The 21,964-nt window shown below is 64.0% G+C and carries 28 protein-coding genes and 2 tRNA genes; 25 read left to right on the top strand and 5 right to left on the bottom strand.

Going from position 1 to position 21,964, the window contains the following annotated elements; translation table 11 throughout:
- Nucleotides 1–3: 3 nt before the first annotated feature.
- From OS124_RS26900 to OS124_RS23525, 6 genes are all read left to right on the top strand, one after another.
- A complete protein-coding gene (locus OS124_RS26900; protein WP_138919410.1) occupies nucleotides 4–993 on the top strand; it encodes a hypothetical protein in 990 nt (329 codons plus the stop codon).
- Between the two features lie 175 nt (nucleotides 994–1,168).
- Nucleotides 1,169–1,363: a helix-turn-helix transcriptional regulator gene (locus OS124_RS26385; RefSeq protein ID WP_010137903.1), complete on the top strand. Its 195-nt coding sequence runs from the start codon at nucleotides 1,169–1,171 to the stop codon at nucleotides 1,361–1,363.
- A 107-nt stretch (nucleotides 1,364–1,470) separates the two neighbouring features.
- Nucleotides 1,471–1,782, top strand: coding sequence for a winged helix domain-containing protein (locus tag OS124_RS0103285; protein WP_010137902.1), 312 nt, complete (start codon nucleotides 1,471–1,473; stop codon nucleotides 1,780–1,782).
- Nucleotides 1,783–2,596: 814 nt separating this feature from the next.
- On the top strand, nucleotides 2,597–2,956 hold the full coding sequence (locus OS124_RS26895; protein WP_138919409.1) for a hypothetical protein: 360 nt from the start codon (nucleotides 2,597–2,599) through the stop codon (nucleotides 2,954–2,956).
- Nucleotides 2,957–2,970: 14 nt separating this feature from the next.
- Nucleotides 2,971–3,888 carry a helix-turn-helix domain-containing protein gene (locus tag OS124_RS26890; protein WP_010137901.1) on the top strand — a complete coding sequence of 306 codons (918 nt, stop codon included), beginning with the start codon at nucleotides 2,971–2,973 and terminating at the stop codon, nucleotides 3,886–3,888.
- A 288-nt stretch (nucleotides 3,889–4,176) separates the two neighbouring features.
- Complete coding sequence (locus tag OS124_RS23525; protein ID WP_010137900.1) at nucleotides 4,177–4,416, top strand: hypothetical protein; 240 nt, start codon at nucleotides 4,177–4,179, stop codon at nucleotides 4,414–4,416.
- Nucleotides 4,417–4,920: 504 nt separating this feature from the next.
- Here OS124_RS23525 and OS124_RS26375 read toward each other — a convergent pair.
- Complete coding sequence (locus OS124_RS26375) at nucleotides 4,921–5,139, bottom strand: helix-turn-helix transcriptional regulator (RefSeq protein ID WP_237708065.1); 219 nt, start codon at nucleotides 5,137–5,139, stop codon at nucleotides 4,921–4,923.
- Between the two features lie 188 nt (nucleotides 5,140–5,327).
- Between OS124_RS26375 and OS124_RS27260 the strand changes: the two genes are divergently transcribed.
- Genes OS124_RS27260 through OS124_RS0103250 form a run of 3 tightly spaced genes read left to right on the top strand, consistent with a single transcriptional unit; the run spans nucleotide 5,328 to nucleotide 6,108 of the window.
- Nucleotides 5,328–5,495 (top strand): hypothetical protein, encoded by a 168-nt coding sequence (locus OS124_RS27260; protein WP_168161428.1) that lies wholly within the window; start codon nucleotides 5,328–5,330, stop codon nucleotides 5,493–5,495.
- Entirely contained in the window at nucleotides 5,492–5,791 is a 300-nt protein-coding gene (locus OS124_RS0103255) for a hypothetical protein (RefSeq protein ID WP_010137898.1), read from the top strand. Before OS124_RS27260 ends, OS124_RS0103255 begins: the two co-directional genes overlap by 4 nt.
- On the top strand, nucleotides 5,788–6,108 hold the full coding sequence (locus tag OS124_RS0103250) for a hypothetical protein (RefSeq protein WP_010137897.1): 321 nt from the start codon (nucleotides 5,788–5,790) through the stop codon (nucleotides 6,106–6,108). Before OS124_RS0103255 ends, OS124_RS0103250 begins: the two co-directional genes overlap by 4 nt.
- Nucleotides 6,109–6,186: 78 nt before the next feature.
- Here the strand turns inward: OS124_RS0103250 and OS124_RS0103245 are convergent, their stop codons facing one another.
- Nucleotides 6,187–6,468, bottom strand: coding sequence for a helix-turn-helix domain-containing protein (locus tag OS124_RS0103245; RefSeq protein WP_010137896.1), 282 nt, complete (start codon nucleotides 6,466–6,468; stop codon nucleotides 6,187–6,189).
- A complete protein-coding gene (locus tag OS124_RS0103240) occupies nucleotides 6,465–6,809 on the bottom strand; it encodes a type II toxin-antitoxin system RelE/ParE family toxin (RefSeq protein WP_010137895.1) in 345 nt (114 codons plus the stop codon). Before OS124_RS0103240 ends, OS124_RS0103245 begins: the two co-directional genes overlap by 4 nt.
- Before the next feature lie 357 nt (nucleotides 6,810–7,166).
- On the opposite strand from OS124_RS0103240, the gene OS124_RS23520 reads away from it, so the two are divergent.
- The 3 genes from OS124_RS23520 to OS124_RS0103220 all read left to right on the top strand — a co-directional run bounded on the left by OS124_RS23520 (nucleotide 7,167) and on the right by OS124_RS0103220 (nucleotide 11,215).
- The gene (locus OS124_RS23520) at nucleotides 7,167–7,355 is read left to right on the top strand and encodes a helix-turn-helix domain-containing protein (RefSeq protein ID WP_010137894.1); all 189 of its coding nucleotides are present in this window, start codon (nucleotides 7,167–7,169) and stop codon (nucleotides 7,353–7,355) included.
- 387 nt (nucleotides 7,356–7,742) lie between these two features.
- Nucleotides 7,743–9,002 (top strand): hypothetical protein, encoded by a 1,260-nt coding sequence (locus OS124_RS0103225; protein WP_010137893.1) that lies wholly within the window; start codon nucleotides 7,743–7,745, stop codon nucleotides 9,000–9,002.
- A complete protein-coding gene (locus tag OS124_RS0103220; RefSeq protein WP_010137892.1) occupies nucleotides 9,002–11,215 on the top strand; it encodes a hypothetical protein in 2,214 nt (737 codons plus the stop codon). Before OS124_RS0103225 ends, OS124_RS0103220 begins: the two co-directional genes overlap by 1 nt.
- Nucleotides 11,216–12,209: 994 nt before the next feature.
- Here the strand turns inward: OS124_RS0103220 and OS124_RS0103210 are convergent.
- Together OS124_RS0103210 and OS124_RS0103205 are read right to left on the bottom strand one after the other, a co-directional pair.
- The gene (locus tag OS124_RS0103210; protein ID WP_010137890.1) at nucleotides 12,210–12,473 is read right to left on the bottom strand and encodes a hypothetical protein; all 264 of its coding nucleotides are present in this window, start codon (nucleotides 12,471–12,473) and stop codon (nucleotides 12,210–12,212) included.
- A gap of 227 nt (nucleotides 12,474–12,700) precedes the next feature.
- A tRNA-Thr gene (locus tag OS124_RS0103205) sits at nucleotides 12,701–12,775 on the bottom strand.
- 318 nt (nucleotides 12,776–13,093) lie between these two features.
- Between OS124_RS0103205 and murA the strand changes: the two genes are divergently transcribed.
- The 13 genes from murA (at nucleotide 13,094) to OS124_RS0103135 (ending at nucleotide 21,549) form a co-directional block, all read left to right on the top strand.
- Nucleotides 13,094–14,362: a UDP-N-acetylglucosamine 1-carboxyvinyltransferase gene (gene murA / locus OS124_RS0103195; protein ID WP_010137889.1), complete on the top strand. Its 1,269-nt coding sequence runs from the start codon at nucleotides 13,094–13,096 to the stop codon at nucleotides 14,360–14,362.
- Nucleotides 14,359–14,832 (top strand): DUF2948 family protein, encoded by a 474-nt coding sequence (locus OS124_RS0103190; RefSeq protein ID WP_010137888.1) that lies wholly within the window; start codon nucleotides 14,359–14,361, stop codon nucleotides 14,830–14,832. The genes murA and OS124_RS0103190 overlap by 4 nt, the downstream gene beginning before the upstream one ends.
- Before the next feature lie 64 nt (nucleotides 14,833–14,896).
- Nucleotides 14,897–16,201 (top strand): histidinol dehydrogenase, encoded by a 1,305-nt coding sequence (gene hisD, locus OS124_RS0103185; protein ID WP_010137887.1) that lies wholly within the window; start codon nucleotides 14,897–14,899, stop codon nucleotides 16,199–16,201.
- 149 nt (nucleotides 16,202–16,350) lie between these two features.
- Nucleotides 16,351–16,830 carry a UPF0262 family protein gene (locus OS124_RS0103180; RefSeq protein ID WP_010137886.1) on the top strand — a complete coding sequence of 160 codons (480 nt, stop codon included), beginning with the start codon at nucleotides 16,351–16,353 and terminating at the stop codon, nucleotides 16,828–16,830.
- Nucleotides 16,831–16,837: 7 nt separating this feature from the next.
- Nucleotides 16,838–17,299 carry an arsenate-mycothiol transferase ArsC gene (locus tag OS124_RS0103175; protein ID WP_040606597.1) on the top strand — a complete coding sequence of 154 codons (462 nt, stop codon included), beginning with the start codon at nucleotides 16,838–16,840 and terminating at the stop codon, nucleotides 17,297–17,299.
- Nucleotides 17,296–17,694 (top strand): ketosteroid isomerase-related protein, encoded by a 399-nt coding sequence (locus OS124_RS0103170; RefSeq protein WP_010137884.1) that lies wholly within the window; start codon nucleotides 17,296–17,298, stop codon nucleotides 17,692–17,694. Before OS124_RS0103175 ends, OS124_RS0103170 begins: the two co-directional genes overlap by 4 nt.
- The gene (locus tag OS124_RS0103165) at nucleotides 17,691–18,269 is read left to right on the top strand and encodes a GNAT family N-acetyltransferase (RefSeq protein WP_010137883.1); all 579 of its coding nucleotides are present in this window, start codon (nucleotides 17,691–17,693) and stop codon (nucleotides 18,267–18,269) included. The genes OS124_RS0103170 and OS124_RS0103165 overlap by 4 nt, the downstream gene beginning before the upstream one ends.
- Nucleotides 18,266–19,138: a carbon-nitrogen hydrolase family protein gene (locus tag OS124_RS0103160; RefSeq protein WP_010137882.1), complete on the top strand. Its 873-nt coding sequence runs from the start codon at nucleotides 18,266–18,268 to the stop codon at nucleotides 19,136–19,138. The genes OS124_RS0103165 and OS124_RS0103160 overlap by 4 nt, the downstream gene beginning before the upstream one ends.
- 88 nt (nucleotides 19,139–19,226) lie before the next feature.
- Nucleotides 19,227–19,445, top strand: a complete 219-nt coding sequence (gene infA, locus OS124_RS0103155; RefSeq protein ID WP_010137880.1) for a translation initiation factor IF-1 — start codon at nucleotides 19,227–19,229, stop codon at nucleotides 19,443–19,445.
- Nucleotides 19,446–19,490: 45 nt separating this feature from the next.
- On the top strand, nucleotides 19,491–20,066 hold the full coding sequence (locus OS124_RS0103150; RefSeq protein WP_010137879.1) for a Maf family protein: 576 nt from the start codon (nucleotides 19,491–19,493) through the stop codon (nucleotides 20,064–20,066).
- Nucleotides 20,063–21,136 carry a ribonuclease E/G gene (locus tag OS124_RS0103145; protein WP_010137878.1) on the top strand — a complete coding sequence of 358 codons (1,074 nt, stop codon included), beginning with the start codon at nucleotides 20,063–20,065 and terminating at the stop codon, nucleotides 21,134–21,136. Before OS124_RS0103150 ends, OS124_RS0103145 begins: the two co-directional genes overlap by 4 nt.
- Nucleotides 21,133–21,333 (top strand): DNA gyrase inhibitor YacG, encoded by a 201-nt coding sequence (locus tag OS124_RS0103140; RefSeq protein ID WP_010137877.1) that lies wholly within the window; start codon nucleotides 21,133–21,135, stop codon nucleotides 21,331–21,333. The genes OS124_RS0103145 and OS124_RS0103140 overlap by 4 nt, the downstream gene beginning before the upstream one ends.
- Nucleotides 21,334–21,474: 141 nt before the next feature.
- Nucleotides 21,475–21,549, top strand: a tRNA-Phe gene (locus tag OS124_RS0103135).
- The last annotated feature ends 415 nt before the right edge of the window (nucleotides 21,550–21,964 follow it).

Here is a 21,964-nt window from a genome sequence, read left to right as displayed (position 1 = left end):
CGAATGACCGAGAGCATTGAGGATGCAGCAAGGAAATGTCTCGTAACAGGCATCCAGATTTTTGCGCCGGGCTCTCCGGTCGCAAGGCTCTATCGCGGCGACCTCGAGGGCCGCGACGATGAGACGGCCGCTCCATGGTACGTCAAAGTCGGCACCAGAACCGGCTACCTGCCGGAAACGAGCTTTGTTGCAGCTTTCTCAAATGAGCAGGAAGCCACTGCATTTGCCAACAGATATCCATTGGGATCTGAAGTGCCTGGAGAAGAAGGGGCTTTCTCACTCTTTGCCCGCGAGATGACGCGCCAAGAGTTTGTGCGGCAAGCGATGTGCGGTGACGTTTTGTTTTCACGCTTTCTCACTGTTGGCGATGAAGACTTGAGGCTTCCCTTTTCGATCTTGGCGGCATCCAGTGTGACGGACGAAGCTGGCCTTCGTCCTTCTCAACTGGTTCTCGACTCTCTTGGTAAGGAAAGAACCCAAGAGCTCCAACTACAGTTCGGCGCGAATTGGGCAGCTGCCGCGGAATATGAGTACTGCTGGGTGAACCTTCCTCAGACTTCTCCGGTCTACATCGCGGCAGCCTGTCGATACCACTACTTCATCACCGGTGAAGCTTTCTCTGCGGGCTACCTTCTCCGTGACCTGGAGGTTCTTGAGGCCGGGATTGAGGTCGAGGCAAGTAAAGCCATGGCAAGGCGCAGGAATGCTGGAGCAAAGGGCAGTGAAAGCTCCTCCCGGGCCAGAAGGAAACGGAGGGCTGCGCTGATGGACGCACTTGAAAAAGTTGCAGCCGAAAACCCGGCCATCGCGCCGATACTTGGCCCTAAAGATCTGCTCACCGTCGCTTTGCCAGAAGCAAAATCGGCCAACCCAACGCTTTGGGCGCAGGGAGAAGGGCAAGCAAGAGACTACCTAGACGAGATCCGCCGTGGTGAAGCGGGCAGCTCACTAAAGGAGCGCTATCATCAACTCTTCCCCGCGAAAACCGCATAGGCGGTTAAGGTAGCGGGCCTAAAGTCGCCTATGCGACCTCGTGGCAGACAAGCAACCGCTCAGCCACCTATGCGAAAACAGACGATCCGCATAAGGTATTGATTTTAAACATTAACAATTCGGAGAGGTATCTTCATGCTTCACCTCGTATCAACAAGTATACGAGCCGAGAGCCATGAACATCACCGACCCCCTTTTGACCGTCCGGGAATCTGCCTCGCTGCTGCAAGTCAGCGTGCCGACATTTCATCGTCGCGTTGCTGACGGCACGATCCCGAAGCCCCTCAAGCTCGGCGCACTGTCGCGCTGGCCTCAGTCGGAAATCCTTCAAGTCATCGAGAACGCAAAGGCGGCACGAGCTGCCGCCTAACAAAACCGCCACCCCGAGGGGCGGCGGCGGGACTTTGTTTTCGGCGCTTGGATGCTTGAGAACAATAGCCGAACGCCCTTCGTGTTTCAATATGCACGAGGCCGAGCATGGCACAGAAACGCTGGGGCAAGACCCCCTATGAATTCACTGATGAAAGTGGCACCACCAAGACCGTAGTCCTGCATGGCCGGGTTCGCTGGTGCATCGAAGAACTGCGGAAGGCTGGCCGCACGGGACGCACCGGGCGGGAGGCCCTGGGCCCCCGATGGGCTGCTTACGTTTTCACGGCGAAGCGCAAGTACGGCATTCCTATCCACGACACCTGGGAACCTCATGAAGGGGAACATCCAGGCCGCCACAAGCGCTGGTGGCTGGGCTGCGAGATCCGCCCCATCCCCCAGCAGGAGGCCGCAGAATGATGGCGCTCCGCATTGCCCGCCTTCGCCACCGCCATGGCTTGAGCAAATCCGCGGCGGGACTCTTGGCCGCTCTCATCTACGGGGATGCTGATTGATGGCGCCCCTCAGCCCTCCCTGCCCTTCGACCAGGCGGACCGTCACGCGGCCCGGCCTTTCATTGCCTCGCTGCTGCCCGTCGTGGGCGGCCCGAAACCCCAACGAAACCGGCGTGCATTGGAGGTCCATGCCGCTGAGGCGAAGCTGCCCTTACCACAGATCGAAGGGTATTCTCATGACCGAGCATGATGGAAAAACGGAGCCACGGCGCCCTAAAAAATGGGGCGCTGGCGATGGGGCGTGACAAGCGAAACGAGGAGAAGGTCGAGCACTTTACGAAGATGGTGCGCCCCCTGATGCAAACCGCTGCGTGGAAAGCACTGGGGACTGCCGCTCAGGCGCTCTACCCTTGGATCAGGCTTGAGTGGCGAGGGGTGAGCGCGAACAACAATGGCCGACTGAGGTTGTCGGTTCGCCAAGCCGCAGAGTGTCTTGGGGTGAGCAGGAACACTGCGTCCCACGCGTTTCAGGACCTCCAAAAGAAGGGCTTTCTTGTGCAGACCGAACCCGGTTGCCTCGGGGTTGGGGGGAAAGCCAAGTCCCCGTCCTATGAAATCACCGAGCTCGCAACGCCGGGGAACACAACCGGTCGTCGCCTGTATCGGGATTGGGTCGAAGGACATGACTTCCCAGTGAAGACCATTCCCTCGAACAACCCAGGTGGCCGTAATGGCCGGAAGTCCACCGCCAACGTGGTTCCAATCAAAGGCGGAAGCCGATGATGGCAAAAACAAAACCCCGTCATCATTTCGATGACGGTGCTGTCATCATTTTTGAGACGGAAACGGCCTCTCCTGTCATCGTTTTGATGACGCACTGTCATCGTTTTGATGACGGAAACGGCACTTTTTGCCCCCTCTCCTGTCTTCATTTTGATGACATCCTTAATCTACCAGGGGGTACAGGAACTTGCATCCAGACCTCTCCCAAGCCCGGAGGCCGTTCGGCGCCCGGAGAACGCTCGAGGAAGTGCCACCCGAACGCTGACCACCGCCACCTTTCCGCAAGCGGTCTGGCCTTCACCCGCATCTCCACCCAGCCGCGCTCGGCGCGAGTAGAAGAGCAGTGGCTCGCATGAAAGATAGTTCATCCATGTTGGACACCGAGAAGCTCCGTCGTCTCCAAACCCTAATGGCCAGGGGGGCCACCGAAGGAGAGAGAAGCGCAGCGCGGGGGCGGGCAGAGATGTTGGCCCAGCGCGCCGGGCTCTCACTAAGCGACGCCCTGTCCAAACTGGACGAACAACCCGCCGCGAAGCCCAAGGGAATGTTCGACGGCTTCGATGATTGGATGGAGGCGAAGGAGCCAGGCTGGAAGGCTCGCAGTGCAGCCGAGAGAGCCCAGCGCGAAGCCGCACGCCTGAAGCGGTGCGAGGAGCTTCTACGTGAATTCGGCTCAGAAGAGGCCGTGTTTGCCGAGACGGCTGAAGAGGCGGCGCTTCGGAAGGCCTTGGCGCCCCTCGCGGACAAGACGAAGGGTTTCTCTGGGTTCGATGGCTGGGTCAGCGGCCGGCCAACGGAGGCCATGTGGCAGGCTATGGGCGCCGCCCTGCCGTTCCCGGAGACCGCACAGGGGGCCCTCGATGAACTGAGGGGCCTGGAAGGGCTCACTGATGCCCGCTGTGCGTTCTTCCCGGACTATTCCGAGGGAGACCACGTCTACGCCCGCATATCGGCCCTCACTGCACTTCTGGACGGCATGTCGGATCCGACTGAGGCCGGCATAAGGGCGCGCTTGAAGTGGATTGCTGCTGTCGCCCACAGCGAGATTGCTCGCGACCCCGGTTTCGACCAGGAGCTTGCTGCGACGTTGCAGGCAGACTTCGAGCTGTTCACCCGATCGCGCGGGAAAAACACGCGGCGTGCCAGCAGAGCAGAGCGGCAAACGGAAATCGTGTCCATGTTGCGCGCTCACCCTGACCTCCCGGACCGCGAGATAGCGCGGCGCATCGGGTGCAGCCCTCAGACAGCAGGGAACTGGCGCCGGCGCCTTGCGAAGGGGCATTCGTGAGACGGCAAATCGCTCGAGTTGACCCGTGCCTCAATCTGATACGCGGACCGTTTCCCAAGTCGGTCAGGCTCAGTCGAGACGTTGCGCGACCAATACGCGCACGCGCGCGCGAGGCTGAGTTACCAATACGCGCGCGCGAGCCGACACCTTGGAGGCGGCAATCCGGGCCGGTTAGAGCGAAAGGACGGCCAGGGCGACGGGCGCCGAGAACCTGACAAAACCTGACATCGATTCAGCGATTACGGTGACGGAAGCCGTAGTCTCAGAGCAGACCGAAAGGACATTGAAATGACACCAGGACACGTTGAGATCGCCTCGGGCATCATCAGTTCGCAAGAGCATCACAGCGCCCAAGGCAAGCGAATGTTGTTCAAGCACATCGGGGAGCGTTGGTTCTTCGTGGATGCGGTGGAGGCAGATGGGGGGCGCGTGTCGCTCTGGGATGGGCCCACCTATGAAGCGGCAATCTTCGAGGCCGAGGTCTGCGCCCGCGAAGGTTGGGGGCCCGTGCTGGATCTGGTCCTCTGAGGCTTGGCAGCCAGCCGCAGCGGTCCTGGACCCTAAGATGACCCTAAGACCCTGAGGTGACCCTGAGACTTGCGCGAAGGCGAATGGGGTGGTGTCGGGCCCCATACCTAGGCGAGTTGGAGATGAAACAGCGCCTAAGCTCGCGGAACGCAGCTCACAAACACCACGATTAGCAGCCATCCCAAGACAGTCGATCCTGTGGTACTTATGGCTGTAGCGCCGCCGATCTCGAAGAACTCTCGAATACCTGGCTGAGATAGGACCCAATCACCGGGCCACGTCCATGCCCAAGAGATAGCCCCCCAGATATCCGAGATGGTGAAAGCGCTCGAGCAGTCGAACTCGTTGACACCATGTGGCGGCCAGCGGAGCCGCCAACCCGGAAAATCAGCTTCTACGAGTGCGGCGCAGTCTTTCCAGTTCATGACCTTCTCCCATGGGATCCGGTCAACACCATAAACTCGGTTTCACCGCGTCAGGCAAGAAATGCTGCACAGGGTTGTGCTAATCAGCTGCTTTGCCGAGCGCTACCCCTGGTCCAGTAGCAGGCTGCCCGGCTTCCAGAAGTTGGACCCCTCGGGCCTCAAGAGCAGAACGGATCGCTTGTGCGGTGCTCAAGTGAAGCCCACTCTTGCCGGTTTCGAAGCGGCTTATCGTTGTGAAAGAAACCCCGGCAGCCTCGCCCAACTCCCGGACGCCGAGGCCCAACGCTGCACGAGCCATTCTCACCTGTTCTGGGGTCATTCGACTATCCTGTATGCTAAAACGGTTACAGTGTTGTTGACATGGGGCTAACCATGTTCCATATGTATAACACGGTTAGCGTTTCGTCTATGGGATGTTCAGAGCGCGCCGTTGCTCGTTCTTCATGAGCCTAGGGAACCTCACTCCGAGACCAGGAAGGAAAGACTATGCCGACCAATACCCCGCCCATCGCGCGTGAACCGCTTGGCGAACTCCATGACTGTATCGCATTGGCTTTGGACGCGATCTGCGCGCCGAGCCCGCGCGAACAGAACCTGATCGAAGCCCGGGGCTACCTGCGGGCTGCCCTCAGCCGGATCGGGGGTGCAGTGTGAAACGTCGCGCCTTCATCGCTTCCGCAACGGCTCTCGCCATCGCACCGAGGCCCTCCAAGTCGGCCGAGCCGAGCGTCACCGACCAGATCCAGCACCATGCCGATGAGCTGGTGCGCCTCCTGTCCGAAAGCGCCCCGGATGGCGCGAAGGACGTGCAGCAGGTTGTCATCACCCCGGCGTTCCTGATCGCAACCGCCTTCCCCGGCGCCGCCGACATGCGCACCTGGCAGGAAGGCGACATGACCGCGAACTATCGCCATGGTCGTGGTTGGAAAGCCGAGGGGGGTGCAGCATGAAGCGCCGCGAGTTTTTCGCCGCCAGCGCGGCCCTTGCTCTGGCGCCCGTCGCTGCGCCGGCCGTTGAAGTCCAGAACATTCCCGAAGACTGGGCATGGGACGACCTGAACACGAAACTGGCCTACCACATCGAGGCGATCCGCGAGGTTCTTCTGGAACATGCGCCCGACGGCGTGACCCACATGCAGGGCATCCAGCTACGTTGGCTTGACGGGAAGCCGACCGGTGTCTGGGCGACGGGCCGTGAGGGCCTCGGGGCGCTGCAGAACTACCGCCCCGAGTTCGGCTGGCGCCGGAAGGGCGTGACTCTGGTCTGAGCGCGACAAGGCCGCAGACCATAATCGAAACAGCGAACGGGGCGGCCTGCATTTTGCGGGCCGCTTTCCTGGAAAGGATCAGTCGGCCAGCGCCCGCTTCACCGCGTCGGGCTCTTTGTCGAGGACCTTGAGTAGAATGGCTGCGGCACCACTGATGGAGCGTTCTCCGCGCTCGATCTTGCGGTAGCCGGAGAGGCTCATTCCCAAGAGAGGGGCCATCTCCTGCTGCGTGAAAGCGGCCTTCTGGCGGACTTCCTTCGGGCTGGGGACTTGATGCACGACGGCGCCGGTTTCCTCGCCGCGCATGAATGCTGCGGCTTCCTCGGCGGCTGCGATGAGGTCTTGGGCAAGGTCATTCATTCTCTGGCTCCTTTCTTGGCTGCCGTTGTGATGGCGTGAACGGCTTTCTTCAGGTCGTTCCTCTCGCCTTTCGAGAGGTTGTCCTTTTCATTCTTGGCGTAGACCGCGAAGAGAAACAGGGGCATCGTTTCGTCGTGGTAGTAGTAGATCACCCTGGCGCCGCCACTCTTGCCGCGCCCCTGCATCGCAATGCGGACCTTCCTGACGCCCCCGGTGCCCTGCATGACGTCCCCGGCCTCCGGGTTTGCGGCGAGAAAGTTCACAACCTCTGCTCTCTCGGCCTCCGTAAGAAGGTCTTTCGCGCGACCCAGGTAGGCAGCCAGTTCAATCACGGTTTGCATATGGATATGTAACCCATTGGGTCACATCGGTCAACCAAAAGTTGACCCATTGGGTCACACCTCGACAAGCTTGCAATTGCGCGAGCCTCGACGTGCGCTACGTGGCCCAACGCAATTAGCTCATCACTTGCCCGCTTCAGAACGGAATGGGGGCAGCCCCCCGGAATATCGGAAGCCCCTCAGCTGGCCGCACTTGGAAGGCGGGTCGCTCGTCGAAGCGGTGGCCATATCCCAAGACCTGAGTGACAAACAGGGCTTCTCCAAGCGGTGACGCCGAAACAGAGAAGCAATTGCTTGCTCGCAGCTCAGCGTCTCCAGCCCTGCTCACCGGAACACCAAAGCCATCGAGGAAAACCCATGACCACCCCTGTCACCTTCCGCCCTGCCGATTCTAAGGCTGTGGTCGGCATCTCGCGCGCCACGCTCTACCGCTGGGCTCAAGCCGGGCACATCAAGCTCTACCGCAGGGGCGCGATGACCTTCGCCAAAACCGCCGAGGTGGTCGATTTCATCACCGGCGATAGTGCGGATGCGAGCGCGACCTGAACGCAACCTTCGCTCGCGTGCAGACTCCCAGAAAATCTTCCCGCCTGGCGCGGTGGTCTAGGGAAGAGCCTGGCAAAGAGGGCCTCAAGGCAGGAACATTTGCGATCAAAAAGGGTCCATATAGACAACATACTGTGGGAAATCTGCTGGTTTTAGCTTACACTGCTGCTGACTTTCATCGTCAGACTTGGATTGCAGGCAATGTCCGAAAAACACCCAGATTGCGAACGCCGTTCCGGCGAAGAAGCCCGCCAATCAGGCGGCGCCTCCCCCTTGTTCCCCGAGCTCTTCCAGCGTGGCTGGCGGGAGTTCCTGCGGTGGGAACAGATGATGAAGGCGCCGTTTGATCCGCGCACTGACCGGATCCACTAAGGGAGGGCTCTACTGATGGCAGACATGAACCCGAGCATCATCCTCGCTGGCCAGCCGGTCAACGCGCTGAATGCGCTGTCGGGCGGCATCCAGGCGGCCAGCATGGCGAACGACACTCGCCACACCTCGAACTACCGCAACGCGCTTCAGCAATACGGAGCGGGCGCAATCGGAGGTGATCAGGGGTCGATCAACGCCTTGGCCGCCTATGACCCCGGCGCCGCCCTTGGCATCCAGCAGACCCGGCAGCAGATGGACATTCTCGACGCCCAGGAGCGCAGGACGGCGGCCAAGTATGCCGCCAGCCTTTCGGCAGCACGTCGCAGCGCCGCGGCGCAGGAGATCGAGGATGCGGTGAAGATGGGCCTCGGCCTTCCCGATGAGGCGACTTGGGACACCTTCATGGGCGAGAACCAGCCGGATCTTGTCGGGCAGTTCGGGAACCGTCAGGCGCTGGCGAACCGCTACATGACCTTCGCGGATATCCTGAAGAACAGCCGGGAGCCGGACCCCATCGTCATCAACGGCCAACTGGTCAACCCGCGCACCTCGGAAATCCTCGGAGACTACCGGGATGCGCCCGAGCCGCCCAAGCCGCAATCCAGCCCCGGCAAGGTCCAGGCAGATATCGCAGCGGGCTTCCTGCCTGAGGGGACGCCGCTGCGTGGAGAAGGCGTCACGGTCAACAATACCATGGGCGGATCGGAAGGAGAGAAATTCTACGAGACGCTCGACAAGGCGCAGGGCGATATGTTCGCAGGCCTTCTCCAGGAGGGGGTGAACATCCCGACGCGGATGGCGCAGATCGACCAGATGGAAGCCATCTTGGGCAACGAGAACACCCCGGAAGGCCTCGAAGCGGCCCTCAAAACGGTGGCCGGAAACTTCGGCATCAACACCGAGGGCCTGTCGGACTTGCAGGCGGCGCAAGCCATCATCAATCAGCTCGTACCGGGGCAGAGGGCGCCGGGCTCGGGCACGATGTCCGATGCCGACCTGGCACTCTTCAAGGCCTCCCTGCCGCGTCTCATCAACACGCGGGAGGGCAACCTTCAGATCATGCGCACGATGCGCGGCATCGCCAGCTACCAGGCCGCCCAAGCCCAGATCGCAGCAGCGGTGGCAAACCGGGAAATCTCCCCGGCAGATGCCCGTCGCGCGCTGTCGGAGCTGGAGAACCCGCTTCAGATCTATCGCCGAGCAGGCGCCACCACTGTCGGCGGGCAAGGCTTCTCCACGGACGTCCAGTCCCTCATCGACAGGTATGCTGACTGATGACCGATGTTGAACGAGCCGTATCGGCACTGAAGAACGCGCATGCGGCTGGCGATGCTGAGGCAGCGCGGGCAATCGCGAACGCACTGAAGGGCATGCAGGTGCCGGAGGCCAGAAAGGAAGTGGGCCACGCCGGAGGCATCTCAGGCTCCCTCACTCAGGGCTTCCTGCTCGGGGCCGGGGACGAATACCTGGCCAGGCTCTCCGCAGTTCTTGGAGTCCAGCCCGACGGCAACGGCAGCGCCGACTGGTGGCAGTATGACGAAGGCTTCCTCAAGGGCATGGGGGAGCGCTACAGCACCGCTCTGGAAGCAATCCGCTCGGAAATGGGCGAGTACGACGAGGAGCACCCCATCGCCTCGACAGCGGCGAAAATCGGCGGCGCTGTCGCCGGCACCGTCACGGGCGCCCGGGCGCTCAGCGCAACAGGTGCGACCAAGGCCTTGCCCAAAGCGCTGACGACCGTTGCCCCGACCGCGCGAGGCCGTGCCGCTCAGATGGTGGCAGGCGGCGCAGTTGGCGGCGCGGTCGAGGGCTTCAACTCTGGCGAGGCCGGGGTCTGGTCACGGGCGGAAACGGCAGGCGTGGGCGCGGGTGTCGGGGCTGTGTTCGCGCCTGTTGTCGGCTTCGGTGTGGGCAAGCTGGGGCAGGTGGCGCAACGGATGGGCGGCAAGGCCCTGCGCGCCGTCTTCACCAACCGCCGGATGTTCAACCGCAACACCGGGGCCCTGACCGAGGCGGGCAAGAAGCGCCTCGCCCAGCTCGGCTATGATGCTCAGACGCTCTCCGACGAGATGCAGCGGGCCTTCGGGATTGCAGCCGAGAAGGTGGATGACACGGGCAGCGTTGCGGATCAGGCCATTGCGGTCGGGCGGCTCGGCCAAGCGGAGCGGTTCGGCGTCCCTCTGACGAAGGGTCAGGCGACGGGCGAGGTATCCCAGATCGCTGCGGAAGAAGGCATGCGCGCGGGTGTTCGTGGCGGCATGGCCTCTCAGACCATCGGCGGCTTCGACCGGCTTCAAGGCAATGCTGTGGAGGCGGCCCGGGGCGGCATCGGCGCAGGCCTGGGCAATCCGTCCGGGAAGATCGACGCAGCCGAGGGAGTGATTTCCGGGGTCCGCCGTGAGGCCGAGGCGGCAAGACAGGCTGGCAGCGCCGCATACCAGGCCGTTGAGGACGCTGGCGCCGCTATCAGCGGTCGAAGCGCCGGCGGCCTGATGGACAGGATCACCACAGCCGTGCGAGGCGAGGGCCTCCCCATCGACGGAGGCACCCCCAACACGCTTGCCGCCATGAACGTGCTGGAGAACGTCTTCGACGGCTCCAGACGCGGCGCCATCCCGTTCACTGATATCGAGCGCGCTCGGCAGCGCCTCGTGTTCCTCCAGCGCGCCGCGGCGCGGGGCTCGAATGGTGCGGACCAGGTGTCGATGGACGCCACCGTGCGCGAGTTCGATGGGTGGCTTGACGATACGATCAGCGAGGCGCTCATGTCCGGTGACGACACGGTCCTGGACCAGGTGAAGCAGGCCCGGACCCTCTGGGGGCAGTATCGCTCCACCTTCCTCGGCAAGGACGGCCCCGCCAACTTCATCCGCAAGATCGTGGAGGATGATCTGGCGCCGGATCAGGTTGCAAGCTGGATGTTCGGGGCAAGCGACAAGATCGGCGGCGGCTCGACGTCTGTGCTTGCGCGACGGGTGAAGGATATCCTCGGCCCCGACAGCCCCGAGTGGGGCGCGGTCCGCCGGGCCGCCTGGGACCATGTGACCACCGCGACCGAGGGCCGGCAGCCCTACGGCCCGCAGCGCATCGTGTCGAACATCTCCGAGCTTCTGGACGGCAAGGGCAAGACGCTGGGCAGAGAGCTCTTCACGCCTGACGAGCTGCGCGTCATGGCGGAGTTCCGGGACATGATGAAGGTGCTGATCCCGCCCGCAAAGGCCACGAACCCGAGCGGGTCGGGGTACGAGATGCAGCGGTTCGCGCAGCAGATGATGCAGAGCATGGCAGGCCTCGCCGGAGGGGCCGCCGGAGGCCCATTCGCGGGCATGGCGACCTCTGGCGCGGTGAACGCTTCAGGGAACTTCTCCGGGGCTGTCGCAGCCCGTGCAGCAACCAAGGGCATCGTGCCCGGCCCCCCGAGCATTCCCGCCTCTGTCGGCGCTGGTGTTGGCGCCGCGGCGTCCGCACAGGATCAGGTGGGGCGTTAGTAGGGGCTGCCGACTCCAAACCCGCCGAGAATCAGGATTATCCCGAAGAACACAGCGAAGAAACCACAGAGAAATCCGGCAAGCTCGTTTCCCCGCCGATACAGGACCGGCGCACCCCGGGCGCAGGCAATGACGGCGGCCGCAATCAAGATTCCACTTGCGATTTGAAGAGGCAAGTGTGGGATTGCCACGAGCTGCAAGGAGTTTTCCATGCCCACAAGATAGCTGGCCTGATAGGGCCGCGCTAGAGCCTGCCGTCAACAATAGCTCTCTGGACTATCAAGCGCTCCTGGCCTCGCGCTGTGTGGTGACGATGGTCCACCTTCTGCGACCCAGGCTTGCACATTGCTTCTTGGCGGCGAGCTCGACTCTCGGAGCGGAAGCCGATTGACAGCAAATGAAAGCAATGGTGCCCGGGTTGATGAGCTTTCGGAGCCTGGGGCGGCCCATCTAATCATGCCGCATGGCGCGAGGTTCCTTCCTCGTGAAAGCTCGATTTGCCCGCAATAAAGCCTTGATCCCATATTATCGAGCTTGCCAGATGAGCAACCGGGTCTGGGACAGCAAGAAGACAGCCGCCCCAGCAGGGCAGCCGCATGTTGATAAATGTTGAGGTTGCGGAGGCCATATCGACCCTATCGACGGCCTATGCAACTTCCTCGATATCAGCCGCCCGACTTGGGACAATTACGCCAAGCTGGAAGATTTTTTCCCAGTCTGCACGCGAGTGGAGCAACCAACCGTCGATTGCGTCATCTTCACCACGCGCAACGCGCTCTAGCGTTACCCAGGAGAACCTCAGAAAACCTCAGATCGAAAAGGCAATTGCTGAAGCCCGGGCGGTGCGCTCTGAGCAAGCTGCCGATAAGCGCACAAGGCCCGTGAACCTGACAAAACCTGACATCGAAAATTCGATTGTCGCCTCTCCAAGTCTCTGCCGCAGAGCGCGGGCTGGGGCAGGGCCCGCCCTCAGAGCGAGACCTTTCCGGCCGCCTCAGCGAGCTTCCCGGATCTCAATGATGCAAACTGGCAAGCAGACGAAGCCGCGGTCATTTCGCTTCGGCGCTGGCAGGCCGAGTTCCTTGCAGCGGGCAATGACCCTGGCAGCCGCGCTACCAGCAAGGCCCTCAGTTGTTGAGCTGTTCTCGCAGCGCAGGCACATGGGGATCCGCCATTCCTCTGCGTAGGGCAGCGTCCCCTCCAGGGCTGGCCGGTCGCACAAAGGGCACAGCACAATATCACCGTCATTCATGTTCATGAGAATCTCCTTTTCTGCTCTCTCAGCTCAGCATGAAGGAGGAGGGAGGTTCCTCGAATGCAAGGAGATATCCGAAGAGGTTTCGGAACTAGAGTAACCGTGGCATCGAGCCTCTTGAAGTGTCCGGGAATAGCCGAACGCGCCCGCCGAAAGGTGGGTGAAAAGGGGGATTGAGACAGGACGGCGGCGGCTACTGTCTTGATTCGAATGAATTTTTCGGGATTTGATGGTGCCGCAGGGGAGGATTGAACTCCCGACCTCACCCTTACCAAGGGTGCGCTCTACCACTGAGCTACTGCGGCATCTCCGGGGTCTTTCGCTGGTTCCTGAACCGCTTCGACCCGCTGGCCCGGTGCCGTCTCCGGCGACCGTGGGCGGGTGATTAGACGCAAACCGCCGAGGGTGCAAGCACAAACTGGACGCTTTTTTCCCGCTGCTTTACAGAAGGCCTATGGCAAGGAAACGGGACGTCGCAAAAGACGCGCTGACGCGCGAAGAGAGGCTGAAATCCGCCCTGAAGGCGAATCTCGCCCGCAGGAAGGCACAGGCCCGCGCGCGGGCGGCCACGACGGACAATCAGGGCCCCGAAGGGTCCGACGAGCAGAAAGAGGACTAGAGGCATGGATTCGATCCTGGTGACGGGCAATGGCCCGCTGAGCGGCAGCATTCCGATCGCGGGGGCAAAGAACGCCTGCCTTGCTCTGATGCCGGCAACCCTTCTGTCGGATGAACCGCTGACGCTGACCAATGCGCCGCGGCTCTCCGACATCAAGACGATGACGGCGCTGCTGGAAAGCCTCGGGGGGGAAGTCTCGCGGATGCAGGACGGCAAGGTGCTGGCGCTGTCCAGCCACGACCTGACCTCAAGCTGGGCGGACTACGAGATCGTGCGCAAGATGCGCGCCTCGAACCTGGTGCTGGGGCCATTGCTCGCCCGTACCGGGCAGGCGCAGGTATCGCTGCCGGGGGGCTGTGCCATCGGCGCGCGGCCGATGGACCTGCATATCGAGGGGCTCGAGGCGCTCGGCGCCGAGATCGAGCTGAAGGACGGCTACCTGCACGCCAAGACGGCCGGCGGCCGCCTGAAGGGGGCGCAGTTCGAGATGCGCTTCGCCTCGGTCGGTGCCACCGAGAACATCGTCATGGCGGCGACGCTGGCCAAGGGCACCACGGTGCTGACCAATGCCGCGCGCGAGCCCGAGATCGTCGACCTGGTGAAATGCCTGCGCGCCATGGGCGCCCAGATCGAGGGCGAGGGCACCTCGCGCATCGAGATCCAGGGCGTCGACCGCCTGCACGGGGCGACCCACCAGGTCGTCGCCGACCGGATCGAGCTGGGCACCTACATGCTGGCGCCGGCCATCGCCGGTGGCGAAGTCGAATGCATCGGCGGCTCGCTGGACCTGCTGGGCGCCTTCGTCGAGAAGCTGGACGAGGCCGGGATCTCGGTCGAGGCGACCGAGAAGGGCGTCAAGGTCAGGCGTCGCGGCGACCGCATCAAGGCGGTGAACGTCAGGACAGAGGTCTTCCCCGGCTTCCCCACCGATCTGCAGGCGCAGATGATGGCGCTGCTCTGCACCGCCGAGGGTACCTCCATGCTGGAAGAGACGATCTTTGAGAACCGCTTCATGCATGCGCCCGAGCTGACCCGCATGGGCGCCCGCATCGAGGTGCACGGCGGCCAGGCGACGGTGCATGGTGTCGAACGGCTGAAAGGCGCGCCGGTGATGGCCACCGATCTGCGCGCCTCGGTCTCTCTTATCCTTGCCGGACTTGCGGCCGAGGGCGAAACCGTGGTCAGCAGGGTCTATCACCTCGACCGCGGCTACGAGAGCGTCGAGCAGAAGCTGTCGGCCTGCGGGGCCAAGATCGAACGGATCAAGGAATGACCGAAGACGCACGTTTCGAAGATGGCGGCGAAGCCCCGCTGAACCTCGGCGCCCTGACGGGGGAGGACCTGCAGGTCCTCTCTGCGCTGATCCAGGACGCGGTGCTGCCGGTGACCGAGATGCGCTTCATGCGCGACGAACGCCGCTTTGCCATGCTGCTGAACCGCTTCCGCTGGGAAGACGGCGCGCGGGATCGTCACGGGGCCGAGCGGGTGCGCTCGGTTCTCGTCTTCGAGAACGTGCAGACGGTGGCCAGCCAGGGCATCAGCCGGGCCGATCCCGAGATGATCCTGTCGACCCTCTCGCTGGAGTTCATCCCCGACGAGGAACCGCCCTCGGGGCAGCTGCTGATCACCCTGGCCGGGGATGGGGCAATCCGCCTGAGGGTGGAGGCGTTGGAGGCGGTGCTGAAGGATGTCACGCGCCCCTACCTTGCCCCCTCGGGCAAGGTGCCCGATCACGGCGCATAGCGGCCTCGTCTTGAACCCCCGGCGGGCTTCGGTCTAGAGAGTTCCGAACCCCGGAGGGACCCTGATGCCGCATTTCCTGTCGACCCGCGACGCCGATTTCGAAACCCGCTTCACCGCCCTGCTGGGCGCCAAGCGCGAGGACTCGCCGGATGTGGACGAGGCCGTCGCGGCGATCATCGCCGATGTCCGCGCCCGTGGCGATGCGGCGCTGATCGAGCTGACGGCCAAGTTCGACCGGCTGGAGCTTGAGCCCGAAACGCTCTGCTTCACCCGCGAAGAGATCGATGCTCATTGCGCCCGGGTTCCCCCGGCCGAGAAGCAGGCGCTGGAAACCGCCGCGCAGCGTATCCGGGCCTACCACGTCCGCCAGATGCCCGAGGACGCCTTCTGGACCGATCCCGACGGCGCCTCGCTGGGCTGGCGCTGGAGCGCGGTTTCGGCGGCCGGGCTCTACGTGCCGGGCGGTCTGGCCTCTTATCCCTCTTCCGTGCTGATGAACGCGATCCCGGCCAAGGTGGCGGGGGTCGAGCGTCTGGCCATCGCCGTGCCAACGCCTGACGGCAAGGTTAACCCTCTGGTGCTGATGGCGGCGCGGCTGGCAGGCGTGGACGAGGTCTATCGCATCGGCGGCGCCCAGGCGATTGCCGCGCTGGCCTATGGCACCGCCAGTATCGCGCCGGTCGACAAGATCACCGGGCCGGGCAATGCCTATGTCGCCGCCGCCAAGCGCCGGGTCTTCGGCAAGGTGGGCATCGACATGATCGCGGGGCCGTCGGAAATTCTCGTCATCGCCGATGCCGACAATGATCCCGACTGGCTGGCGCTGGACCTGCTCAGCCAGGCCGAGCACGACGAAAGCGCCCAGTCCCTGCTGATCACCGACAGCCCCGAGCTGGCGCAGGCGGTCGCGGCGGCAGTCGAAAAGCGGCTGGAAACGCTGGAGCGCCGCACCATCGCCGGGGCCAGCTGGCGCGACTTCGGCGCGGTGATCACCGTGTCCGACATGGACGAGGCGGCCGCCCTGTCCAACCGTATTGCGCCCGAGCACCTCGAGATCTGCACCGCCGATCCGCTGGAGCTGTCGAAGAAATGCCAGCACGCGGGCGCGATCTTCCTCGGCGGCTGGACCCCCGAGGCGATCGGCGACTACGTCGGCGGCCCCAACCACGTGCTGCCGACTGCACGTTCGGCGCGATTCTCTTCCGGCCTCTCGGTCATGGACTTCCTCAAGCGTACCACGCTGGCCCAGATGACCCCGGCGGCGCTGAAGGCCATCGGCCCGGCGGCGGAACGGCTGGCGATCTCGGAAAGCCTTGAGGCGCACGGACTTTCCGTCCGCGCGCGCCTCGACAAGCTGAACGAGGGCTGACCGCATCGCGGGGGGCAACACGGGGATTGCGCCAGTCTGACGCTTCGTTAGATTAATCTTCTGTAAAGATTTTGTGGCGCATTTCTGCGATGCAGCATAGTCTCCGGGGGTGAGGGGAGCTCGGCCGGAGATCGAGGGAAACAATGACCATGTCCCGTATTGCGCATATCGAGCTGGACGACCGCAACCTGCCGCCGCCGACCCCCGAGATCGAGCAGGAGCGGCGCGTCGCGATCTTCGACCTGATGGAGGAGAACTCCTTCACGCTGCCCAAGCGCGAGGATCGCAGCGTGCCCGACGGCCCCTATCGGCTGGGGCTGTCGATCCGCGACAAGCGTCTGGTCTTCGACGTGCAGGACGAAAGCGGCGCGGCGGCGGCGCAGTTCCTGCTGTCGCTCGGGCCCTTCCGGCAGGTGGTGAAGGACTATTTCGCGATCTGCAAAAGCTACTTCGATGCGGTCAAGAATCTGCCTCCCGCGCAGATCGAGACCATCGACATGGCGCGCCGTGGCATCCATGATGAAGGCGCGCGCGTGCTGGTGGAGCGACTCGAAGGCAAGGCCATCGTCGACCACGACACGGCGCGACGGCTTTTCACGCTGATCTGCGTGCTGCACTTCGGGGGGTAAAGAGGTCTTGCCAGCGGAACGTCCGCAATCGGTTTTGTTCTGCTGCGACCACAACGCGGTGCGGTCCCCCATGGCCGAGGGCATCATGAAGAAGCTCTACGGCATGGACACCTACGTGCAATCCGTCGGCGTGAAGAACGACCTCGAGATCGACGGTTTCGCCATCTCGGTCTGCAAGGAGCTGGGGGTCGAGCTGGCCCGTCACCGCTCGCGCTCTTTCGAAGAGATGCAGCAATGGGGGGATGACCTGTCCTCCTTTGATCTGGTGGTGGCGCTGTCGCCCGCCAGCCAGCGCGCGGCACTGGAATTGACCCGTTTCTTTCACCTGACCGTCGAATACTGGCCGATCATGGATCCGACCGGCATCGGCGAGACCCGCGAGCAGAAGCTGAACGCCTACCGGCAGAGCCGCGACCAGATCATCACGAAACTGCAGGACCGGTTCGGTCCCCCATCCGAGGCCGCATGACCCATATCATCCAGCGCTACTTCGACGCCTTCAATGCCGACGACACCGATGCCATGCTCGAGTGCCTGTCCGAGGACGTGGCCCACCATGTGAACGAGGGCAAGATCCGCACCGGCAAGGCGCTGTTCGCCGCGTTCAACGACCATATGACCCGCTGCTACAGGGAACATCTCACCGACATGGTGATCTTCGTCTCCGACAGCGGGCGCCGTGCAGCGGCGGAATTCGTCGTCAACGGCACCTATCTCGCCACCGACGAGGGCCTGCCCGAGGCCCGGGGGCAGACCTACCGCCTGCCCGCAGGCAGTTTCTTCGACATCGACGAAGACGGTCTGATCTGCCGCGTGACGACTTATTACAACCTCGCCGACTGGGTGGCGCAGGTCTCGAAATGAAGGTCGAGGTCCTGACCGGCGCCGCGCTGGAAGCGGCGCTGGACGACGTGGCGCGGCTGCGCATCGCGGTCTTCCGCGACTGGCCCTATCTCTATGATGGCGACCTGGCCTACGAGCGGCAGTACCTGAATGACTACCTCGCTCCCTCGGCCATCGTGGTGGCCGCGCGGGACGGCGACCGTATTGTCGGCGTTGCCACCGGCATGGCCATGGAGGCCCATGCTGATGATTTCGCCGCCCCCTTCGCCGGGCGCCCCGAGGCGCTAGAAGAAATCTTCTATTGCGCCGAGTCGGTCCTGCTGCCCGGCTACCGGGGACAGGGGATCGGCCATGCCTTCTTCGACGCGCGCGAAGCCCATGCAAAGGCGCTCGGCCGTCGCCATTCGGCCTTCTGCAGCGTGGTTCGCCCCGAGGACCACCCGGCCCGGCCCGAGGGGTATCGCCCGCTGGATCCCTTCTGGCGCAAGCGGGGCTATGCACCGCTGCCGGGCGTTCTGGCCGAGTTCCGCTGGACCGATATCGGTGACAGCGAACAAAGTCCCCACAAGCTGCAATTCTGGATGAAGAGCCTATGAAACTTGCCGCCGCCGCCTATCCGCTGGATGTCTTCCCCGACTGGGCCGCCTACGAGGCGAAGCTGTCGGACTGGGTTGCCGAGGCGGCAGGGCAGGGGGCCGCGCTGCTGGTCTTTCCCGAATACGGCGCCATGGAGCTGGCCTCGCTTGGCGGAGAGGCGATCTGCGCGGATCTTCAGTCCGCCAGCCGGCATATCTCGGAGCTGATGGGCGATGTGAACGCGCTGCACCTGCGGCTGGCTGCGGCGCATGGGGTGCATATCCTCGGCGCCTCGGGCCCGGTGATCGAGGGCGTGCGGATCGTCAACCGCGCGTACCTCTACGCGCCGAACGGGCGGATGGGGTTCCAGGACAAGCAGGTGATGACCCTGTGGGAGCGGGATCCCTGGGGCGTCGAGGGGGCCGGGCCGCTGAAGGTCTTCGAGACCGAGATCGGCACCCTTGCGATCAACATCTGCTACGATAGCGAATTCCCCCTCCAGGCCCGGGCGCAGCGCGCCGCTGAACTGCTGCTGGTGCCCTCGGCCACCGACGCGCTGGAAGGGTACTGGCGGGTCCGTATCGGCGCCATGGCGCGGGCGTTGGAAAGCCAGTGCGTCTCGGTCATGTCCTCGATCGTGGGCGAGTATCCCCTGGTCGAGGCCGTCGACGTCAGCTGGGGCATGGGCGGCATCTTCGGCCCGCCCGACGAGGGCTTCCCGCCCACGGGCGTTCTGGCCGAGGGGGTGATGAACCAACCCGGCTGGACCTTCGCCGAAGTCGACCTTGCAGCCATCCGCCATGTGCGTCAGAAGGGCCGTGTGCGCAACCTCGCCCATTGGGACGAGCAGTCCGACGACCGCTCTCTTGAAACTTGTGACCTGCGCTAGAGAATTCCCTTGAATATTTGACGAAGAGCGACCATTTACGCGGCACGGCCGCGCCTGGACGCGGCTTTCACGGAAAACTGGAGACCACATGGCCAAGGAAGACATTCTCGAATTCCCCGGCGTCGTGAAGGAACTCCTGCCCAATGCGACATTCCGGGTCGAGCTCGAGAACGGCCATGAAATCATCGCACATACGGCAGGCAAGATGCGCAAGAACCGCATCCGTGTTCTGGCTGGCGACAAGGTGCAGGTCGAGATGACCCCCTACGATCTGACCAAGGGTCGGATCAACTACCGCTTCAAGTGACATCGCGCCCTGGCGCGGTGTCCCTGCTGACAAAGAGGGCCTGACTTGAAACTCGTCCTCGGATCGGGCAGCCCCCGGCGGCTGGAGCTTCTGGCCCAGCTGGGGGTCGTTCCCGCTGATATCCGTCCCCCAGACATCGACGAAACCCCCGCGCCGCGCGAGCTTCCGCGCGACTATTGCCGTCGCATCGCCCGCCAGAAGGCCGAGGCGGTTTCGGCGGGTGACGGGGAAATCGTGCTCTGTGCCGACACCACCGTGGCCCTCGGGCGCCGCATCATGGGCAAGCCTGCCGATGCGGGCGAGGCGGCGCAGTTCCTCTACGCGCTGTCCGGGCGCCGTCACCGGGTGATCACCGCGGTTGCGGTCAAGACCGGCGACCGGGTCTGGGAACGCGACGTGGTCACAGACGTGCGCATGAAGCGCCTCTCGGATGACGAGGTGAACGGCTACCTTGCGACCGGCGACTGGCAGGGCAAGGCAGGTGGCTACGGCATCCAGGGGCCCGCGGGTGCCTTCATCCCCTGGATTTCCGGCTCTTTCTCTGCCGTCATGGGCCTGCCCGTGGCCGAGACGGCGCATTTGCTGAGGGCGGCAGGATGGCCGCTCTGGAGGGACGCATGAAGGGTCTGCAGATCGTTCTGGATCAACTGGCCGATCCCGCCGGCGGCGCGCCGGTCGAGGCCGCGCTGCTGCTGGAAGACGGCCGCCCGTCGGACCTGCTGCTGGACGACCCCGAGACGGTGCGCCCCGGCACGATCTACCGCGCCGTGGTCGACCGGCCGGTGAAGGGGCAGGGCGGCGTCTTCGTCAAGACCCCCGAGGGCATGGGCTTTCTGCGCCAGGTGCGCGGCCTTGCGCCGGGTCAGTCCCTGCTGGTGCAGGTCACCGGCTACCCCGAGCCGGGCAAGGCCCTGCCGCTGACCGCCAAGGTGCTGTTCAAGAGCCGCTATTGCATCGTCACCCCCGGCGCCCCCGGTCTCAACGCCTCGCGCGCGATCCGCGAGGACGAGGCCCGCGAGGCGGCGCTGGAAGTGGCCCACGAGGTGCTGGACGACCATCCCCTGATGCAGGGCGAGGACCCCGCCGGGCTGATCCTGCGGTCTGCCTGCGAAGGGGCCGACCCCGAGGCCATCGCCGAGGATATCGCCGCCACCGCCGAGCTTGCCGCACAGGTGCTGGCGGATTCGGGGTCTGGCCCCGAGAAGCTGCTGGACGGCCCCGGCCCGCATGAGCTGGCCTGGCGCGACTGGCCCGAGGCCCCCGTGCTGGACGGCGAGGGGCGCTTTGCCGAGATGGGCCTGGACGGCGACCTTGAGGCGCTGTCGCGCGCCGAGGTGGCCCTGCCGGGCGGCGCCTCGCTGTTCATCGAGGTGACCCGCGCCTGTGTCGCGGTCGACGTTAACACCGGCGCCGACGGCAGCCCTGCGGCGGGCCTGCGCGCCAACCTGGCCACCGCCAAGGAGCTGCCCCGGCAACTGCGTCTGCGCGGTCTCGGCGGCCAGATCTTCCTGGACCTCGCCCCCATGGGCAAGAAGGACCGCCGCCAGTTCGAAAGCGCCCTGCGCGCCGCATTCCGCAGCGACGCCGCGGAAACCGTTCTGGCCGGCTGGACCCCGCTCGGCAATTTCGAGCTGCAGCGCAAGCGGGCCCGTTTGCCTTTGGGCGCGCTTCTTGGCAGGCTGCTGGGATGAGCTGTCCGATCTGCAACCGCAAGTCCGATCCCGCGATCCGTCCCTTCTGCTCGGCCCGCTGCGCCGACGTGGACCTGGCGCGCTGGCTGAGCGGCACCTACGCCATGCCCTCGACCGATCCCGATGACGTCGAAGCAGCTCTTGACGCAACTGAGCAGGCCCTGGCGTCGCAACCGCGACCGGACCGTCTTTCCTGAGGTTTTCCAGCCGCTTGCGGGACATGCCTGTGGCGGGTGACGGGCCTTGGGGGTGCAGCGAACTTTTTGTGAAAAACCCTCTGGACACTCCCGCGCCTGTCGCCTAGAACGCCTCCACCCAACGGCAGATGCCGTGCCCGTGCCCGGGTAGCTCAGGGGTAGAGCAGTGGATTGAAAATCCTCGTGTCGGTGGTTCAATTCCGCCCCCGGGCACCACTTTTCCAGAAAATCGAATGGACATCGTGGCCTGCACCAAGGCCTTGGACGCTTGCAGGATATGCGGGACATCCGCCTGATGAGCGGCGGCAGGCGCGCGACATGGATCTTGCGGTGTGCGATGTGGAAGGGGGGCGCGGAGACTGGTCCGTGAGGCGCAGGCCGTTTTATGAGGCCTCGCAAGCAAACTGACCGTCGATGCAGCCGTCGTGGACCGCGACCGCTTCGAACTTGCGCGCGACACCCCGAAAGCCGTCGGTACAGCCCTTCAGATATCTGGTCCGCAATGTCGTGCCGGGCTGCCCGCCCTGTGTGGTTGTGCTCAGGCGAGCCCAGATGCAATGGCCCAACGGGGCTGGGGGCCTGTCGGGACGTCTTGCCCTTAAAGGGAGGTGCGTCGTCCGCGCGTCCTTTA

This window comes from Oceanicola sp. S124 (genome assembly GCF_000220565.1).
In the GTDB taxonomy this organism is placed as follows: Bacteria; Pseudomonadota; Alphaproteobacteria; order Rhodobacterales; family Rhodobacteraceae; genus Pseudooceanicola.
This window is presented reverse-complemented; position numbering and strand designations above follow the sequence as displayed.

Bases quoted from the DNA above. Each gene is read 5' to 3' on its own strand.
- OS124_RS26900 (WP_138919410.1), top strand. From the start codon at position 4: ATGACCGAGAGCATTGAGGATGCAGCAAGGAAATGTCTCGTAACAGGC.
- OS124_RS26385 (WP_010137903.1), top strand. From the start codon at position 1,169: ATGAACATCACCGACCCCCTTTTGACCGTCCGGGAATCTGCCTCGCTG.
- OS124_RS0103285 (WP_010137902.1), top strand. From the start codon at position 1,471: ATGGCACAGAAACGCTGGGGCAAGACCCCCTATGAATTCACTGATGAA.
- OS124_RS26895 (WP_138919409.1), top strand. From the start codon at position 2,597: ATGATGGCAAAAACAAAACCCCGTCATCATTTCGATGACGGTGCTGTC.
- OS124_RS26890 (WP_010137901.1), top strand. From the start codon at position 2,971: ATGTTGGACACCGAGAAGCTCCGTCGTCTCCAAACCCTAATGGCCAGG.
- OS124_RS23525 (WP_010137900.1), top strand. From the start codon at position 4,177: ATGACACCAGGACACGTTGAGATCGCCTCGGGCATCATCAGTTCGCAA.
- OS124_RS26375 (WP_237708065.1), bottom strand. From the start codon at position 5,139: ATGGCTCGTGCAGCGTTGGGCCTCGGCGTCCGGGAGTTGGGCGAGGCT.
- OS124_RS27260 (WP_168161428.1), top strand. From the start codon at position 5,328: ATGCCGACCAATACCCCGCCCATCGCGCGTGAACCGCTTGGCGAACTC.
- OS124_RS0103250 (WP_010137897.1), top strand. From the start codon at position 5,788: ATGAAGCGCCGCGAGTTTTTCGCCGCCAGCGCGGCCCTTGCTCTGGCG.
- OS124_RS0103245 (WP_010137896.1), bottom strand. From the start codon at position 6,468: ATGAATGACCTTGCCCAAGACCTCATCGCAGCCGCCGAGGAAGCCGCA.
- OS124_RS0103240 (WP_010137895.1), bottom strand. From the start codon at position 6,809: ATGCAAACCGTGATTGAACTGGCTGCCTACCTGGGTCGCGCGAAAGAC.
- OS124_RS23520 (WP_010137894.1), top strand. From the start codon at position 7,167: ATGACCACCCCTGTCACCTTCCGCCCTGCCGATTCTAAGGCTGTGGTC.
- OS124_RS0103225 (WP_010137893.1), top strand. From the start codon at position 7,743: ATGGCAGACATGAACCCGAGCATCATCCTCGCTGGCCAGCCGGTCAAC.
- OS124_RS0103220 (WP_010137892.1), top strand. From the start codon at position 9,002: ATGACCGATGTTGAACGAGCCGTATCGGCACTGAAGAACGCGCATGCG.
- OS124_RS0103210 (WP_010137890.1), bottom strand. From the start codon at position 12,473: ATGAACATGAATGACGGTGATATTGTGCTGTGCCCTTTGTGCGACCGG.
- murA (WP_010137889.1), top strand. From the start codon at position 13,094: ATGGATTCGATCCTGGTGACGGGCAATGGCCCGCTGAGCGGCAGCATT.
- OS124_RS0103190 (WP_010137888.1), top strand. From the start codon at position 14,359: ATGACCGAAGACGCACGTTTCGAAGATGGCGGCGAAGCCCCGCTGAAC.
- hisD (WP_010137887.1), top strand. From the start codon at position 14,897: ATGCCGCATTTCCTGTCGACCCGCGACGCCGATTTCGAAACCCGCTTC.
- OS124_RS0103180 (WP_010137886.1), top strand. From the start codon at position 16,351: ATGTCCCGTATTGCGCATATCGAGCTGGACGACCGCAACCTGCCGCCG.
- OS124_RS0103170 (WP_010137884.1), top strand. From the start codon at position 17,296: ATGACCCATATCATCCAGCGCTACTTCGACGCCTTCAATGCCGACGAC.
- OS124_RS0103165 (WP_010137883.1), top strand. From the start codon at position 17,691: ATGAAGGTCGAGGTCCTGACCGGCGCCGCGCTGGAAGCGGCGCTGGAC.
- OS124_RS0103160 (WP_010137882.1), top strand. From the start codon at position 18,266: ATGAAACTTGCCGCCGCCGCCTATCCGCTGGATGTCTTCCCCGACTGG.
- infA (WP_010137880.1), top strand. From the start codon at position 19,227: ATGGCCAAGGAAGACATTCTCGAATTCCCCGGCGTCGTGAAGGAACTC.
- OS124_RS0103145 (WP_010137878.1), top strand. From the start codon at position 20,063: ATGAAGGGTCTGCAGATCGTTCTGGATCAACTGGCCGATCCCGCCGGC.
- OS124_RS0103140 (WP_010137877.1), top strand. From the start codon at position 21,133: ATGAGCTGTCCGATCTGCAACCGCAAGTCCGATCCCGCGATCCGTCCC.